This window comes from Curtobacterium sp. ME26, assembly GCF_903970945.1.
Taxonomy (GTDB): Bacteria; Actinomycetota; Actinomycetes; order Actinomycetales; family Microbacteriaceae; genus Curtobacterium; species Curtobacterium citri.
This window is the reverse complement of sequence record NZ_CAJCKG010000006.1, coordinates 109118-124363: the sequence shown is the minus strand read 5'-3', so window position 1 is coordinate 124363 and position 15246 is coordinate 109118. Positions and strand designations below refer to the sequence as shown.

Genomic DNA, 15246 nt, shown 5'->3' with positions numbered 1-15246 from the left:
TCGCGCTCGGCGCGGCATGCTGTGTGCGCGCCGAACACACCCCGACCAGGGGTGGAGAACCAGCTACGTGCGGCTGGTGAGCGCTCCGGGTGTTTCCCGGCTTGTGACAGTGGTTCGGCACCCTCCGCCGGAGGGTTTGGGTCGTTTCGGTCTCGTTACCGTTCTGTTACAGAACCGGGGGACACCCCCTCGAACGGGGGCCACCGGGAGGCAAGCGGCTGCACAGCGGTACGCTCCGACCGTGCCCGAGATCATGGAGGTCCGCGACGTGCTCGCGGTGATCCGACCCGCCGTGCTCGCGATGCTCCACGGCCACGAGGCCGCCACGCTGCGGCTGTTCCTCATCGCCACGGGGGACACCGACCTCACGCCGCTGCAGGACGACGACGTGGTGATCGAGAACAGCGCGATGGCGCGGTGGGAGATCCTGGGCGAGGACGGCGGCTCGAGCTCGTTGTGGATCGAGGACGGCTACGACCGGCTCGTCGCCGACGTGCAGAGCGACCTGCAGGACTTCATCGCCGAGAGCAGCTTCGCCTGGGGTGAACTGCGTCCACTGCCCCACCGCTGACCGACGTCGCTCGCGCAAGGCTCCCGGACAGCGGTGGAGCCGAGGGCGCGTAGCGTGCGCCGCATGAGCGACCAGCACAGCGACACCAACCCCACCGACGGTTCCACGGACGCGCCCGAGAGCGAGTTCCAGCGCACCGATGACCTGCCCGACGGCTCGTCCACCGGCAACGCGACCGAGGACCCGCAGCAGGACAGCGACGTCGACTCGGGCGGCGAGCCCGAGTCGCCGGACAACGAGCAGGTCTGACGGCCGTCGGCCCGGGCGCTCGCGCCCGGGCCGCTCCGACGTCGACCTGACAAGCTCGGAGCATGCAGCACCACTCCCCCGTCGTCATCGCCGGGTGCGGCGACCTCGGTGCCGAGGCCGGCCTGCGCTTCGCCGCGCTCGGACACCCGGTGACCGGCCTCCGCCGCCGTGCCGAGCGCATCCCGGCGCCGATCACCGGCCGGAGCGTCGACCTGCGGCACGAGGCCCCGACCATCGACCCGGACACCGGCGTCGTGGTGGTCGCGTTCGCGGCCGGGTCGCGTGACGTCGACGGGTACCGCGCGACCTACGTGGACGGCCTCCGGAACGTCCTCGACGGCATCGACGCGTCGGGGGCGACACCGCGCCTCCTGGTCGTGTCGTCCACGGCCGTGTACGACGTCGACGACGGCAGCGAGGTCACCGAGCAGACGCCGACCCGCGCCGCCACCCCGACGGCGGGCGTGCTGCTCGAGGCCGAGGCGCTGCTGCGCGACCGGGCGCCCGACGCCGTGCTCGTCCGCCTGTCCGGCATCTACGGGCCGGGGCGGGAACGCCTCGTCGAACAGGTGCGCAGCGGGCGGGCGACGCTGTCCACGGGCGACTCCCCGCACACGAACCGCATCCACCGCGACGACGCCGCCCAGGCGCTCGTGCACCTGGCGGGCGTGGACCAGCCCGCGCCGACCTACCTCGGTACCGACGACGAGCCCGTGCGGCTCGACGACGTCCTGACCTTCCTGGCGTCCGAGCTCGGCGCCCCGGAACCCCCGCGTGCGGACCCCGAGGGACGGCAGGCCGGCGGGGACAAGCGCCTGTCGAACGCGCTGCTCCGGTCCACGGGCTGGGAGCCGCGCTACCCGACGTTCCGCGAGGGCTACCGCGCGGTGCTCGCCGGCGAGGGCACGCGGCACCCGTAGTCAGGTGCACGGTCGACGGACGGGAGGGACGCGGCGGGCTCGCCCCGTGCCTCCCGGCCGTCGGGTGGTCGTGTCAGCGACCGTCAGTGCTCGTCGTAGTGGTCCTCGTGACGGGCGTGGCGGTGCCCGTCGTGCACGAAGTCGACGTGGTCGCCGTGCTCGACGGTCTCGTGCTCGCCGCCGTCCTGCTCGTGGTCGTGTCCCGCGACGTCGTGCTCGGCGACGCGGTGCGCCTCGGTCTCGGCCTCGACGGCGGGGGTGGTGTTCGGGTCCGACATGGTTCCTCCTGAGTGAGATCGGTTCTCACCTGGAGCGTACGTCGTGGCCGCCCGGATGTCCGGTCGCCGGTCACGCACGAAGCTCGAGCGTGACCCACTCCTCGTCCGTGACGTAGCCGAGGCGCTGGTTCGCACCGATGATCGCCGGGTTGTCCGCCGATCCACCGGTGCGGAACCGCCGGACGCCCTCCCCGGCCAGTACCTGCACCGAGAACGCCTTGAGGGCGACGCCGATCCCCCGCCCTCGGTGCGCCGACCGGACGACCGTGAAGTCCGTCTCGGCCGTGGTCCCGGTGACGTCCACGTAGGTCATCGCGAGCAGCAGCCCTGCCGCGTCGAGGGCGCCGAACGCCCGGCGCGTACGTGACGGGGTCGCTCGCTCGCGGTCCAGTGGGTCGTGCCGGGTCGCGAGGCTCCCCGGGTAGTCGCCGAGCGTCGCCGCGTCGAGCCGGAGAACGGCGTCGACGTCACCCTCGGCGAGGGAGCGGAGGGCCACCCCGGCACCGACGGTCGAGACGAGTGCGCTCAGTCGGTCGGCGTCGGCGTCCGAGACGTCCAACCGGGCGCCGAACGACCGAGCGGTCACCGACCACCCCTCCGCCTCGAGGCGCGTACGCCGCGGATCCCCGGCCGGTACGACGACGACGTTCCCCACGACCCGATCATGACACGACCCCGCGAGGCCGGTCAGTGCCAGCGGTGGTCCTGGATCGTCATCCGCGGACCGAACGCCGGCTTCCGGAAGCCCGAGCCCCCGATCAGCCGCACGACCCGCTCCCGGTGCCCGCGCCAGGGCTCGAGGAGCTCGAGCATCCCGTCGTCGTCGACCGGCCCTCCGGCGAGCGCCCACCCGACGAGCGCCGGGACGTGGAAGTCACCCACGCTCGGCGAGTCCGGGTCGCCGTGCGAGCGCTGCGCCGTCTCGGCGGCCGTCCACGGTCCGATGCCGGGTACCGACCGGAGCCGCTGCGACACGACGGCACCACCGCGGCCGAGGGCGAGCGTCCGCTCGAGTGCGGGCGCGAGCTTCACCGCGCGCATCACCGTGGCGGAGCGTCCGGGCTCGATGCCGGCGCGGTGCCACTCCCAGCTCGGGATCCGCGCCCACTGCTCGGGGGTCGGCGGGACGAACATCTCGACGGGGACCGGTCCCGGTGCCCGTTCGCCGAAGCGGCGGAGCAGGTACCGCCAGGCTCGCCAGGCCTGCCGCGAGGTCACCTTCTGCTCCATCACCGCGGGCACGAGCATCGCGACGACGGTGTTCGTCCGGAGCAGCCGCAGCCCCGGCTGCCGGTGTCGCGCCTCGGCGAGGAAGGCGTGCGCGCTGACGTCGAGGTCGGACCAGTCGTCGCCGCGTCCGAGCAGGTCCGGAGCGTGGGTGACCGCCCACGCGGCCCCGTCGCCCCACGCGGACACCGCGATCGCGTCGTTGCCCGCTCGGCGAACGAGCACCGAGGCCGCTCCGGCCGGTGTGCGCAGGGCGAGCCACGTGTCGGCGCCGACCACCTGGAAGGCGGGGTCGCCGGAGCCACGCTGCAGGGGCCGGAGGGTCGCGCGGACGTCCACCGCGCCTCCCGGCCGGTACACGGTGTCAACCCGACCGGCCGCGGCGGACGCGTCACCGGACGGACCGGAGGCGAGGGCGGCTGGCAGGGACACACGGGGATGGTAATGCCACACCACCGTCAGACATGATGGGAGCGTCCCCTGCACCAGACGACGGAGTTCCCATGCGCATCGGCATCCTCACCTCCGGAGGCGACTGCCCCGGACTCAACGCGGTCATCCGGGCCATCGTGCTCAAGGGCATCGCGATCTACGGGCACGAGTTCGTCGGGTTCCGCGACGGCTGGCGGGGCGTCGTCGACGGGGACATCGTGCCGCTCGGGCGCAAGGACATCCAGGGCATCGCGAAGCAGGGCGGCACCATCCTCGGCACGAGCCGGACGAACCCCTTCGAGGGCCCGAACGGCGGCGTCGAGAACATCACGGCGACCCTCGGCCGGCACGGCATCGACGCGATCGTCGCGATCGGCGGCGAGGGCACCCTGGCGGCGGCGAAGCGCCTGACGGACGCCGGGCTCAAGATCGTCGGCGTCCCGAAGACGGTCGACAACGACCTCGGCGCCACCGACTACACCTTCGGGTTCGACACCGCCGTCGCGATCGCGACCGAGGCGATGGACCGTCTCCGCACCACGGGCGAGTCCCACTCGCGCTGCATGGTCGCCGAGGTGATGGGCCGCCACGTCGGGTGGATCGCGCTGCACTCCGGGATGGCAGCGGGCGCGCACGCGATCCTCATCCCCGAGCAGAAGACGAGCATGGAGCAGATCGCGGCGTGGGTGCGTGCCGCCTACGACCGCGGACGCGCGCCGCTGGTGGTCGTGGCCGAGGGCTTCGTGCCCGACCACGAGGACAACGCCCACACCGAGCGGGGGCTCGACGCGTTCGGTCGGCCGCGGCTCGGCGGGATCGGGGAGCGCCTGGCACCGCTCATCGAGGAGATGACGGGCATCGAGACCCGCGCCACGACCCTCGGGCACATCCAGCGCGGTGGCACGCCGACGGCGTACGACCGGGTGCTCTCGACCCGGCTCGGCCTGGCGGCCATCGACGCGGTGGTCGAGGAGCGGTGGGGCCGGATGGTCGCGCTCCGCGGGACCGACATCGAGCACGTGTCCTTCGAGGAGGCGCTCGGCGAGCTGAAGACCGTGCCGCAGGCGCGGTACGACGAGGCCGCCATCATGTTCGGCTGACGCGGTTCCGCCACGTCGGACGGGAGGCACGGGGTAGCGTCCGGCGCATGACGCGCGCAGTCCTCGTCTCCCGTTCCACCCCGCCGACCGTCACGCAGGTCGACCTACCGGACCCCACCGAGGGCGAGGTCCTCGTAGACGTGACGTGCTCGAGCGTGAACTACAAGGACGGGCTCGCCCTCGCGGGCAACCCCGGTGTCGCCCGCATCGACCCGCTCGTCCCCGGCATCGACGTCGTCGGGACGGTGTCGGCGCTCGGCCCCGGTGTCCACGACGTCGCGATCGGCGACCGGGTGGTCTGCAACGGCGCCGGCCTCGGCGAGACGCGGTACGGCGGCTGGGCGGAGCACGCGGTGGTGCCGAGCGGCGCCCTCGTGGTGCTCCCCGACGCCGTCGAGGACTCCTTCGCCGCCGCGATCGGCACCGCTGGCTTCACGGCGATGCTCTCGGTGCTCGCACTCGAGCGCACGGTGTCGCCGGACGACGGACCGGTCCTCGTGACGGGAGCGTCGGGCGGTGTCGGCACGGTCGCGATCGCGCTGCTCGCCGCCCGCGGGTACCGGGTGACCGCGTCGACGGGGCGGACGTCCAACGAGGCCTCGCTCCGCGCGCTCGGCGCCGCCGAGGTCGTCGACCGGGCGACGATCGCCGAGATCGGCCGGCCGCTGCAGCGGGCGACCTGGGCCGGTGCCGTCGACAGCGTCGGGGGTGCCACGCTCGCCAACGTCCTGGCGTCGACACGGTGGGGCGGCGCCGTCACCGCGTGCGGCCTCGCGCAGGACTCGGCGCTGCCGACGACCGTGATGCCCTTCATCCTGCGTGCGGTGTCGCTGCTCGGCATCAACTCGGTCGAGGCCCCGCTCCCGCTCCGGCAGCGGGCGTGGGACCGGCTCGCGACCGATCTCGACCGCGCCCTGCTCGCCGACGTCACCCGGACGGTCGACCTCGAACGTGCGGTGGCGGTGGGCGCGGACGTCGTCGCCGGCCGCGTGCACGGGCGGACGGTGGTCGACGTCCGGGGGTGACGCCGACGCCCTCGCGGGCGATTTCCCAAGCGCTTGCTCACTGACACGCTAGGTTTGGTACACGGCACACACCGGACCCTGTGAGGAGCAGCGCATGCCCGTCCCCAAGTCGACCGTCGAGAACTCCCCCCGGAAGCTCCTGCGTGACGTCGTCTACGAGAAGATGCTGGCCGCGCTCCGCGACGGGACCCTCGAGCACGGCGAGCGCCTCAACGACGACGAGCTCGTCGCGTGGCTCGGCGTCAGTCGCACGCCCATCCGCGAGGCGATCGCGAAGCTCGTCGACATCGGGCTCGTCGAGATGGAGGCGAACCGGTACACCCGCGTCGCGACCCCGACGCTCGACGACTGGGTGACCGCGAGCCGTGCGATGACCGGGTTCTTCGAGCTCAGCCTGCGCTGGGGCGTCCCGGAGTACTCCGACGCCGAGGTCCGCGACCTGCGGAAGCTCCTGGACCGCGCGGACGACCTGCGGAAGGTCCGCGACAACGGCTTCAGCGGCGCGGTCACGGCCGTCATCGAGTTCGCCGTCGAGCACTCGGGCAACCCGCTCGTCCGGAACGCGGCACAGGGTGCCCTCGAGCGCGTCCGGTTCACGCTGAACCCGACGCCGCCGTTCGAGCAGTGGGACTCCGAGGCGTTCTTCTCGATCCTGCGCGAGTCGCTGGAGGACCGCGACGGCGAGACCGCCGCCGAGGCCGGGCGTGCACTCACCCGGAACATCGAGCACCACATCGACGCGGTCCGCTCCTCGCGGGGCTGACCGGAGCGGTGCGGGACACGGGGGCCGACCGGGCGGACACCCGGGAGACGCCGTGGGACGACGCGTGGCTGGCGATCCTCCGCGCCGCTCGTTCCGGCGTGCTCGCGGAGGGCAGGCCGTGGTCGGTCGCCGAGCTCGCCGCGCGACTCGGTGCCGCGCCCGGTGCGGTGCGCGGGGCGCTCTTCCGGCTCGAGTACCAGGGGTTCGCCCGACGGGTCGACGACGACGTCGTCGTCCTGACGCAGGCCGGACCCGAGCGGTGGGCCGCCGGCACCCGCGCCCTCGTCGGCATGCTCGAGTACGCGGTGCGCAGTGCGGTCCCGGTGCTGACGACAGACGACGTCGACCGCTACCGCACGCTCGTCGACGAGGCCGACCGAGCCCTGCGCCTCCGGTCGGACGGCGCACGGTCGGCACTGCTCGCGACGCTCGGGTTCTGGGTGGGCATGTGTCCCGACGTGCTGCTCGCACGCTTCACGCGACGCATGCTCGAGCTCGTCACGTTCGGGCTCGTGCCGGGGACCGCGTGGCGCACCTGGGACGCCGACGCCTGGCTCGCCTCGTCCCTGCTCGCGGCGACCACGGGCGACCGTGACACGGCCCACGACGCCGGCCACGCGCTCGCCCGGTTCCGCGACGTCCGGGTCGCCGACGTCGAGGCGCAGGCCGGGCTTGCGGACGGCACCCTCGTGCGTCCGCCGGACCTGCGTCCGGCCGTCCCGACCGTCGTGCCGTCGAGCGCCGTCGGCACCGCCTGGGACGCCCTGCTCGGCGCGGTCCGCAGCGGCGCGCTCGAGGCCGGGCAGCGGTACACCGTCGACGACGTCGTGCGGATCACCGGGCAGCGGGACGCCGACGCGGACCTCGCGGTCCGGCAGCTCGAGGTCATGGGGCTCGCCCGGTTCCTCCCGGGCAACCGCACCGACTTCAGCCCCCGCACACCGTCGCTCGACGAGTGGGCGGAGAACGCCGCCGCCGTCGTCGCGTTCGCCGAGCTCGGTCTCCGGATCCTGGTCGGACACGACGACCACACGCAGGTCGCCGAGGCCCGGGCGATCGTCGACCAGGTCCGCCGCCACGCGACCGTCCGCGACCCGCGACTGACGAGTGCACTGGTCGACCTGGCCGGGTGGATCGCCGACCACGTCCCCGACCCGTTCGTGTGCGACGCCCTGCACTACACGCACAGCCGCGCGTTCCTGCTGCTCGACGAACCGCCGCCGTTCCGGCAGTGGGGCGTCACGGACGTCGCGGCGCACCTCGACCGGGCGTTCGACGGGGACGAACGGGCCGCCGCGAACGCCGCGCACGCCCTCGCGCGCCACGTCGACGCGCACGTGGCCGACGTCCGGGACCGGTACGGCACGATGGGGACGTGACCGACCTCCTCGTCTCCGCCACCGGCCTCCGCGTCACCCGCTCCGGTCGCGACCTGCTGCACGACGTCGACCTGACCGTCCGGCGCGGTGAGCACTGGGCGCTGCTCGGACCGAACGGTGCGGGCAAGTCGACGCTGCTCACCGTGCTCGGGGCGGCCGGTCACCCGACGGCGGGGACCGTCGAACTGCTCGGGCGCCGGCTCGGTCGCGTCGACGTCCGGGAGCTCCGCGAGCACATCGGGCACGTCGACCCCCGCCACCGGATGCTGTCGCCGCTGACGGTGCTCGAGACCGTCCTGACCGGGCTGACCGGCACCGCCGACCTCATGCTGCGCTGGGAGCCGACACCCGAGCAGGTCGCCGCGGCACGTCGGCACGTGGCGGACGTCGGCCTGGAGGCACGGGTCGACTCCCGCTGGCCGGTCCTGTCCCAGGGGGAGCGCGGTCGGGCGCTCATCGCCCGGGCGCTCATGAGCGAGCCACGGCTGCTGCTGCTCGACGAACCGGCGACCGGGCTCGACGTCGCCGCGCGCGAGCACCTGCTCGAGACCGTCGACGCCCTGCGGCAGCGACACCCGGACCTCGGCAGCGTCATGGTGACCCACCACCTCGAGGACCTGCCCGCGTCGACCTCGCACGCGATGCTGCTGCGGGACGGCGCCGTGGTGGCGCAGGGTCCCGCCGACGAGGTGATCACGACCGGGGCGGTGTCCGACGCCTTCGCGTTCCCGCTGACCGTCTCGCGTGACGGGGGCCGCTGGCAGGCGCGCCGCGCGCGGTAGCCGTCCCGCGCCTCCCGGCCGTTGTCCCGCTCGTCCCGCTCGCGAAACGCAACGTCGGCGGCTCCGCGCAGCGGGATGTCGCTGCGAGGAACCGCCGACGTTGCGTCTTGCGGAAGTGGCTCGGGCTAGGCCGTCGCGGCGGCCGCCGCCCGCGCGGCAGCCGGCAGCGCGTCGAGCACGCGGCCGACGGCAGCGTCGTCGTGCGCCGCCGTGACGAACCACGCCTCGAACACGCTCGGCGGCAGGGTGACCCCCGAGTCGAGCATGCTGTGGAAGAACGGGGCGTACCGGAAGACGTCCTGCGCGCGGACGTCGTCGTAGTTCCGCGGCGCGGTCTCGGTGAAGGCGAACGAGAACAGGTTCCCCGCGTGCTGCACGGTGTGCGCGACGCCCTCGGCGGACAGCGCGGCGCTGGTCGCGTCGGCGATCGTCGCGGCGGTGCGGTCCAGGTGCGCGTACACGTCGGGCGTCGCGGCCCGGAGCGTGGCGGTGCCGGCGGCCACGGCGAGCGGGTTCCCGGAGAGCGTGCCGGCCTGGTACACGGGGCCGAGCGGTGCGAGGAAGTCCATGACCTCCCGACGGCCGCCCAGCGCGGCGAGGGGCATCCCGCCACCGATGACCTTGCCGAACGTGATGATGTCGGGCTTCCACCCGGTGCCCTCGGGGACGGTGCCGTCGGCCTCCAGGCCCCACCACCCGGCGGGGCCGACGCGGAAGCCGGTCAGGACCTCGTCGACGATGAGCAGCGCACCCTGCGCGTGCGTGATCTCCGCGAGCGCCCGGTTGAAGCCGGGCTCCGGCGCGAGCACGCCCATGTTCGCGGCGGCGGACTCGACGATCACGGCGGCGATGCGCTCGGAGTGCTCGTCGAACGCGGCCCGCACGGCGTCCAGGTCGTTGTACGGCAGCACGAGGGTCTGCGCGGCGGTCTCGGCGGTGATGCCCGCGCTGCCCGGGAGCGCGAGCGTCGCGACGCCCGAGCCGGCCTCGGCCAGCAGCGAGTCCGAGTGACCGTGGTAGTGCCCGGCGAACTTCACGAGCAGGTCACGGCCGGTGTAGCCGCGGGCGAGCCGGATCGCGGTCATCGTCGCCTCGGTGCCGGTCGACACCATCCGGAGCTTCTCGATCGGACCGTCGCCGTCGACCTGCACGCGCTGCTTCACGAGCTCGGCGAGCTCGGTCTCGCCCGGGGTCGACGCCCCGAAGGACAGGCCGCGGGACGCCGCCTGCTGCACGGCCTCGACCGTGCCGGGGTGGGCGTGCCCGAGGATCGCGGGGCCCCACGACGCGACGAGGTCGACGTACTCGCGACCCTCGGCGTCGGTGACGTACGCGCCCTTCGCGGCCGTGAGGAAGCGCGGGGTCCCGCCGACGGAGCCGTAGGCGCGGACCGGCGAGTTCACCCCGCCGGGGATGCTGTCCTTCGCGCGACCGAAGAGCGCGTCGTTGGTCGTGGTCGGTGCGGTGGTGGTCATTCGGGGGCCTTCCCGGTCGAGGCGACGCCGGACACCGCCGCGGTGCTGCCGGACGTGCGCAGGCCGGCCTCCTGGTTGAGCTTCCGCGCGATGTCGACCGCGAAGTACGTCAGGATCGCGTCCGCGCCGGCGCGCTTGATGCCGACGAGTGCCTCCATCGCCGCGGCGTCGCGGTCGATCCACCCGTTCTGGGCGGCCGCCGTGATCATCGCGTACTCGCCGGAGATCTGGTACGCCCACACGGGGACCTCGGAGACGTCGGCGGTCCTGGCGAGGACGTCGAGGTAGCTCATCGCGGGCTTCACCATGACGATGTCGGCGCCCTCCTCGATGTCGAGCAGGACCTCGCGCAGGCCCTGGCGGCCGTCGGCGGCGTCGATCTGGTAGGTCCGGCGGTCCCCGACGAGCGTCGAGGCGACGGCCTCGCGGAAGGGCCCGTAGAACGCCGAGGCGTACTTCGCCGAGTACGCCAGGAGCGCGGTGCCGCTGTGGCCGGCGGTGTCGAGGGCGCCGCGGGCGGCGGCGATCTGGCCGTCCATCATGCCGCTCATGCAGACGAGTTCGGCGCCGGCCTCGGCCTGGGCGACCGCCATGTCGCGGTATCGCAGGAGCGTCGCGTCGTTGTCGACCGAGCCGTCGGCGGCGAGCACCCCGCAGTGGCCGTGGTCGGTGAACTCGTCGAGGCACAGGTCGGACTGCACGACGAGCGCGTCCCCGACCTCCTCCTTCGCGATGCGGATCGCGACGTTGAGGATGCCGTCCGGGTCGGTCGCGCCGGACCCCTCGGCGTCCTTCGACGTCGGCACGCCGAACAGGTTCACGCCGCCGACGCCCTGCTCCGCTGCCTCGTTCAGTGCGCGGCGGAACGAGTCGAGCGAGTGCTGCTGCACGCCCGGCATGCTCGAGATGTCCACGGCGTCGGTGGCGCCCTCGCGGATGAACATCGGCAGCACGAGCTCGGCGGGATGGATCCGGGTCTCGGCGACGAGTCGGCGCATGGCGGGGGTCGCACGGAGCCGCCGGGGGCGGACCTGGGGGAAGCGTCCGGTCACGATGACCTTCCTGTTCTGGGGTTCGGGTGGAGGGTCTCGACGACGGCGTCGAGGAGGGCTTCGGCGGACCGCTCGCGGGCGACGACGTGCACGGGGAGCCCGGCTGCACGGGCCGCTTCAGCGGTGGACGGTCCGATGCACGCGACGTGCGTGCGGGGGTCGAGGGGGGTCATCCGGCGGACGACCTGCTGCGCGACGCTGCCGCTCGTCACGAGCACGGCGTCGGGGGGTGGGGTGAGGACGACCGGCTCGTCGCCCGTCCCCACGGTACGGTACGCGACCACCTCCGACACCGGGATGCCGCGGGCCCGCAGCGCGTCCACGAAGGTGGGCGACGCGATCTCGGAGCGGGGGAAGAGCACGTGCGGCGCGTCGGCCGGCAGCGCGGCCGCGAGCCCGGCGGCCGACTCCTCGTCGGGCACCAGGTCGACGGACCACCCGGCAGCACGGGCGGCCCGTGCGGTCGCCCCGCCGACGCACGCCACGCGCACACCGGCCGGGAGGCGCGGCATCCGCCCGGCGACCACGCGCACGGCCGTCGCACTGGTCACCGCCAGCCAGGGGGCGCCGGGACCGGCCCCGTCGGGACGGGTGCGGTCCGCGGGTGGTGCGTCGCGCCTCCCGGCCGGGTCCGTCAGTCGGGCGAGGGCCGCGTCGAGGGCTGCCGGGTCCGCCGGCGGCGCGTCGGTGATGAGCGGGACCACGACGGGCGCGAGCCCGCGTGCGCGTGCCGCCTCGGCGACCACGTCACCCCACGCACCGCCGCGCGGGACGAGGACGACCGGGGGTCGTGCCTCGTCCGCGGCGGGGGTGGTGTCGTCCGTGATGGTGCCTAGTCCGTCGCGGTGGTCGGCGTGGACGCGGTGTTCGTCGAGGCGTCGTCGGCCGGCTGCTCGGCCCCGGGCGTCGCCAGACCGGGTCCGGCGGAGTGGTCGCCCTCGGCGGGCGTGCCGGAGACCGAGGAGGCCAGGTCGGCGAGCTCGGCCGCACCGTTCTCCAGCAGCTCGGCGGCGACCCGACCGGCCACCTCGAGTGCCTCGTCGAGACGGTCCTGCGCGGACCCGTCGAGGTGCGCGGCGTGCGACGCCGTGCGGTACTCCGAGCCGTCGGGGCGGTAGACCGTCGCCGACACGAGCAGCAGCTCGGCGTCCACGACCGCCGTGGCGCCGATCGGTGCGGAGCAGCCGGCCTCGAGCTTCGCGAGCACCTCGCGCTCGGCCGTCACGGTGAGCCGGGTCGGTGCGTGGTCGAGCTTCCGGAGCGCGGCGAGCAGGCCCTTGTCGGTCTCGTCCGCGCGGATCTCGACCGCGAGCGCACCCTGGCCCGGGGCGCTCGGCCAGAAGCCGAGGTCGAGGAGCTCCGTCGCGGCGTTCAGCCGGTCGATGCGTCCGAGGCCCGCGGCGGCGAGCACGACGGCGTCGAGGTCGTCGTCCACCCGACCGAGCCGGGTGTCGATGTTGCCGCGGATGTCGATCACGTCGAGGTCGGGACGCTTGGCCTTGAGCTGCGCGACGCGGCGGGGTGACCCCGTGCCGACCTTCGCGCCCTCGGGCAGGGTCTCGACCGTCGCGCCGTTCCGCGCGACCAGGACGTCTCGGGCGTCGGCGCGCTTCGGCACCGAGGCGATCGTCAGGCCGTCGTACGGCGCGGTCGGCAGGTCCTTGAGCGAGTGCACGAGGACGTCGACCTCGCCGGCGACCAGGGCCTCGCGCAGGGCGCTGGCGAACACGCCGGTGCCGCCGAGGCTCGCGAGCGAGGCGCGGTTCGTGTCGCCCTCGCTCGTCACGGTGACGAGTTCGACCTGTCGCCCGGCCGCCTTCGCCAGGCGGTCGGCGACGTCCTGCGACTGCGCGACCGCGAGCCGGCTGGCACGGGTACCGAGCCGGATCGCAGCGGGGCCGTCCGTCACGGGGCGACGCCGGCCGCGGCGGGCTTGAACCCGGCACGCACGTTCTCGCAGCAGCCCGGGCGGCACACGTCGTACCAGGGGCCGATGTCCGTCAGGTGCGGGCGCTCCGCAGTCGGCGTGCCGTTGACGCGCTCGAGCACGAGGTCGACCAGGCCGGTCACGTACGCCGGGTCCACACCGGGCGTCTGCGTCCGGAGCGACCAGAAGCCGAGCTCGCCCGCGGTCTCGGTCGCCTCTTCGTCGAGGTCCCACATGACCTCCATGTGGTCGCTCACGAAGCCGAGCGGGACGATGAGCACGGCGCGGGTCGGACCGCCCTTGAGCTCCTCGTTCATGTAGTCGTTGATGTCGGGCTCGAGCCACGGCTGCGTCGGGGGGCCGGATCGCGACTGGTAGACGAGCTTCCAGTCGGGCTTCGACGTGCCCCGGAGGTGCGCGTGCTCCGGCTGCTCGAGCAGCTCGTTCCACGCCTGCTCGAGGACGACCTCGCCGACGGCCAGGTGCTGCGCCTCGTACGCGCCGTGCTCGTCGAAGCCGCGGTAGTCGGGGCCGGACTTCGCGGCGTCGGTCGACGGGATGGAGTGCGTCGAGAACAGGATGCGCAGCTCGGTGGCGACGTCGAGCCCCTCGTTCTCGGCGATCGCGCGGGCCATGCCGTCACGCACGCCGTCGACGAACGGACGGACGAAGCCCGGGTGGTCGAAGAACTGCCGGACCTTGTCGACCTGGATCGTGTCGATCAGGCCGGTCTCGGTGAGCACGCGGGCGTAGTCCTCGCGGTACTGCCGGCAGCTCGAGAAGGACGAGTACGCGCTCGTCGCGATCGCGATGAGCTTCGTGTAGCCCTTGTCGGCGGCCTCGGTGAAGGCCTCCTCCAGGTAGGGCTCCCAGTTGCGGTTGCCCCACAGCACCGGCATGTCGATGCCGCGGGACGCGAGCTCCGCCTCGAGCGCGGCCTTCAGCGCGCGGTTCTGCGCGTTGATCGGGCTGACGCCGCCGAAGTGGCGGTAGTGGTGCGCGACCTCCTCGAGCCGCTCGTCCGGGATCCCGCGGCCGCGGGTGACGTTGCGGAGGAAGGGGATGACGTCGTCCTGGCCCTCGGGGCCGCCGAAGCCGGCGAGCAGGATCGCGTCGTACGCGGTCGGCACCTCGACGTGCTCGGGGCCGTCGACCGCGGCGGCAGTGGCGGCGAGGACCGCGCCCTGCCCGTTCGTGATGCTCGTCGGCACTGCGCTGGTGTCGGTCACGCGTTCGTTGTTGTTGCTGGTGTCGGTCACGACAGCACCTCCGGCAGCTCGGCGGTCGTCACGCGACGACCGGTGAAGAAGGGGACCTCCTCGCGCACGTGCAGGCGCGCTTCGGTGGCGCGCAGGTCGCGCATGAGGTCGACGAGGTCGACGAGCTCCGGGCTCTCGAGCGGCAGGATCCACTCGTAGTCGCTCAGGGCGAACGTCGCGATGGTGTTGGTGAGCACGCGACGGTACTTCGCGCCGGCGATGCCGTGGTCGCGGAGCATCTTCGAGCGCTCGTCCTCCGGCAGGAGGTACCACTCGAAGGACCGGACGAACGGGTACACCGTGATCCAGGCCTCGGGGTCCTTGCCGCGCAGGAAGGCGGGGGTGTGGCGCTTGTTGAACTCGGCCTCGCGGTGCATGGCCATCACGTGCCAGACGGGCTCGGCGTCGGCGAACAGCCCGGTGCGCCGGATCTCGCGCAGCACGGCCTGGATCGCCTGGGCGTCGTCGCCGTGCAGCCAGATCATGACGTCGGCGTCGGCACGGAAGCCGGAGACGTCGTAGAAGCCGCGGATGGTGACCCCGCGCTCGGCGGCGCGGGCGACAACGGCGTCGAGTTCGGCGACCGCCCGGTCGTCGTCGTGCGAGACGGGGCCGAGCGGCCGCTGGAACACGGCCCACAGCGCGAACGCGGTGAGGAGGTTCGGGTCGATGCCGCTCGCCGGGTCGGTCTCGTGCGCGGGGCTGCTGGTGGCGTTGTCGTGCGGTGCTGCGTGCACGTCGGAGCTCATGGTTCCTCGTCTTGTCGGTTGCCTGGGTCGTGGCTGCGCGCCGCGTCCGGAGGACCAC

At 73.7% G+C, this 15246-nt stretch carries 17 protein-coding genes; 8 read left to right on the top strand and 9 right to left on the bottom strand.

Translation table 11 applies throughout. The features are described 5' to 3' along the window. Positions 1–241: 241 nt before the first annotated feature. The 3 genes from H7A69_RS04205 to H7A69_RS04195 all read left to right on the top strand — a co-directional run bounded on the left by H7A69_RS04205 (position 242) and on the right by H7A69_RS04195 (position 1740). Positions 242–571, top strand: a complete 330-nt coding sequence (locus tag H7A69_RS04205) for a hypothetical protein (protein WP_182045927.1) — start codon at positions 242–244, stop codon at positions 569–571. 63 nt (positions 572–634) lie between these two features. Beyond that, a complete protein-coding gene (locus H7A69_RS04200; protein WP_182045926.1) occupies positions 635–820 on the top strand; it encodes a hypothetical protein in 186 nt (61 codons plus the stop codon). A gap of 62 nt (positions 821–882) precedes the next feature. Next, complete coding sequence (locus H7A69_RS04195; RefSeq protein ID WP_182045925.1) at positions 883–1740, top strand: NAD(P)H-binding protein; 858 nt, start codon at positions 883–885, stop codon at positions 1738–1740. Between the two features lie 83 nt (positions 1741–1823). Here the strand turns inward: H7A69_RS04195 and H7A69_RS04190 are convergent, their stop codons facing one another. The 3 genes from H7A69_RS04190 to H7A69_RS04180 form a co-directional block, all read right to left on the bottom strand. Then, the gene (locus tag H7A69_RS04190; RefSeq protein WP_069712728.1) at positions 1824–2018 is read right to left on the bottom strand and encodes a zinc transporter permease; all 195 of its coding nucleotides are present in this window, start codon (positions 2016–2018) and stop codon (positions 1824–1826) included. Between the two features lie 70 nt (positions 2019–2088). Continuing rightward, entirely contained in the window at positions 2089–2604 is a 516-nt protein-coding gene (locus tag H7A69_RS04185) for a GNAT family N-acetyltransferase (protein WP_259346075.1), read from the bottom strand. A gap of 101 nt (positions 2605–2705) precedes the next feature. Then, on the bottom strand, positions 2706–3677 hold the full coding sequence (locus H7A69_RS04180; RefSeq protein WP_411469347.1) for a DNA-3-methyladenine glycosylase family protein: 972 nt from the start codon (positions 3675–3677) through the stop codon (positions 2706–2708). A 71-nt stretch (positions 3678–3748) separates the two neighbouring features. Between H7A69_RS04180 and H7A69_RS04175 the strand changes: the two genes are divergently transcribed. From H7A69_RS04175 to H7A69_RS04155, 5 genes are all read left to right on the top strand, one after another. After that, complete coding sequence (locus H7A69_RS04175) at positions 3749–4777, top strand: 6-phosphofructokinase (RefSeq protein WP_182045923.1); 1029 nt, start codon at positions 3749–3751, stop codon at positions 4775–4777. Positions 4778–4824: 47 nt separating this feature from the next. Beyond that, complete coding sequence (locus tag H7A69_RS04170) at positions 4825–5802, top strand: MDR family oxidoreductase (RefSeq protein WP_182045922.1); 978 nt, start codon at positions 4825–4827, stop codon at positions 5800–5802. A 94-nt stretch (positions 5803–5896) separates the two neighbouring features. Next, positions 5897–6565 (top strand): GntR family transcriptional regulator, encoded by a 669-nt coding sequence (locus tag H7A69_RS04165; RefSeq protein ID WP_182045921.1) that lies wholly within the window; start codon positions 5897–5899, stop codon positions 6563–6565. Positions 6566–6573: 8 nt separating this feature from the next. Beyond that, the gene (locus H7A69_RS04160; RefSeq protein ID WP_182045920.1) at positions 6574–7944 is read left to right on the top strand and encodes a hypothetical protein; all 1371 of its coding nucleotides are present in this window, start codon (positions 6574–6576) and stop codon (positions 7942–7944) included. Further along, on the top strand, positions 7941–8726 hold the full coding sequence (locus tag H7A69_RS04155; RefSeq protein WP_182045919.1) for an ABC transporter ATP-binding protein: 786 nt from the start codon (positions 7941–7943) through the stop codon (positions 8724–8726). The genes H7A69_RS04160 and H7A69_RS04155 overlap by 4 nt, the downstream gene beginning before the upstream one ends. A gap of 125 nt (positions 8727–8851) precedes the next feature. On the opposite strand, the gene hemL is transcribed toward H7A69_RS04155, so the two are convergent. The 6 genes from hemL to hemQ all read right to left on the bottom strand — a co-directional run bounded on the left by hemL (position 8852) and on the right by hemQ (position 15188). Next, the gene (hemL, locus tag H7A69_RS04150; protein WP_069712721.1) at positions 8852–10201 is read right to left on the bottom strand and encodes a glutamate-1-semialdehyde 2,1-aminomutase; all 1350 of its coding nucleotides are present in this window, start codon (positions 10199–10201) and stop codon (positions 8852–8854) included. After that, entirely contained in the window at positions 10198–11253 is a 1056-nt protein-coding gene (gene hemB, locus H7A69_RS04145; protein ID WP_289460026.1) for a porphobilinogen synthase, read from the bottom strand. The genes hemL and hemB overlap by 4 nt, the downstream gene beginning before the upstream one ends. Further along, positions 11250–11999, bottom strand: a complete 750-nt coding sequence (locus H7A69_RS04140; protein ID WP_259346074.1) for a uroporphyrinogen-III synthase — start codon at positions 11997–11999, stop codon at positions 11250–11252. Before H7A69_RS04140 ends, hemB begins: the two co-directional genes overlap by 4 nt. 86 nt (positions 12000–12085) lie before the next feature. Beyond that, positions 12086–13162 (bottom strand): hydroxymethylbilane synthase, encoded by a 1077-nt coding sequence (hemC, locus tag H7A69_RS04135; protein ID WP_182045918.1) that lies wholly within the window; start codon positions 13160–13162, stop codon positions 12086–12088. Continuing rightward, the gene (locus tag H7A69_RS04130; protein ID WP_182045936.1) at positions 13159–14379 is read right to left on the bottom strand and encodes a ferrochelatase; all 1221 of its coding nucleotides are present in this window, start codon (positions 14377–14379) and stop codon (positions 13159–13161) included. Before H7A69_RS04130 ends, hemC begins: the two co-directional genes overlap by 4 nt. Positions 14380–14435: 56 nt before the next feature. Next, positions 14436–15188 (bottom strand): hydrogen peroxide-dependent heme synthase, encoded by a 753-nt coding sequence (gene hemQ, locus H7A69_RS04125; RefSeq protein ID WP_182045917.1) that lies wholly within the window; start codon positions 15186–15188, stop codon positions 14436–14438. Positions 15189–15246 lie beyond the last annotated feature (58 nt).

Bases quoted from the DNA above. Each gene is read 5' to 3' on its own strand.
- H7A69_RS04200 (WP_182045926.1), top strand. From the start codon at position 635: ATGAGCGACCAGCACAGCGACACCAACCCCACCGACGGTTCCACGGAC.
- H7A69_RS04195 (WP_182045925.1), top strand. From the start codon at position 883: ATGCAGCACCACTCCCCCGTCGTCATCGCCGGGTGCGGCGACCTCGGT.
- H7A69_RS04190 (WP_069712728.1), bottom strand. From the start codon at position 2,018: ATGTCGGACCCGAACACCACCCCCGCCGTCGAGGCCGAGACCGAGGCG.
- H7A69_RS04175 (WP_182045923.1), top strand. From the start codon at position 3,749: ATGCGCATCGGCATCCTCACCTCCGGAGGCGACTGCCCCGGACTCAAC.
- H7A69_RS04170 (WP_182045922.1), top strand. From the start codon at position 4,825: ATGACGCGCGCAGTCCTCGTCTCCCGTTCCACCCCGCCGACCGTCACG.
- H7A69_RS04165 (WP_182045921.1), top strand. From the start codon at position 5,897: ATGCCCGTCCCCAAGTCGACCGTCGAGAACTCCCCCCGGAAGCTCCTG.
- hemL (WP_069712721.1), bottom strand. From the start codon at position 10,201: ATGACCACCACCGCACCGACCACGACCAACGACGCGCTCTTCGGTCGC.
- hemQ (WP_182045917.1), bottom strand. From the start codon at position 15,188: ATGAGCTCCGACGTGCACGCAGCACCGCACGACAACGCCACCAGCAGC.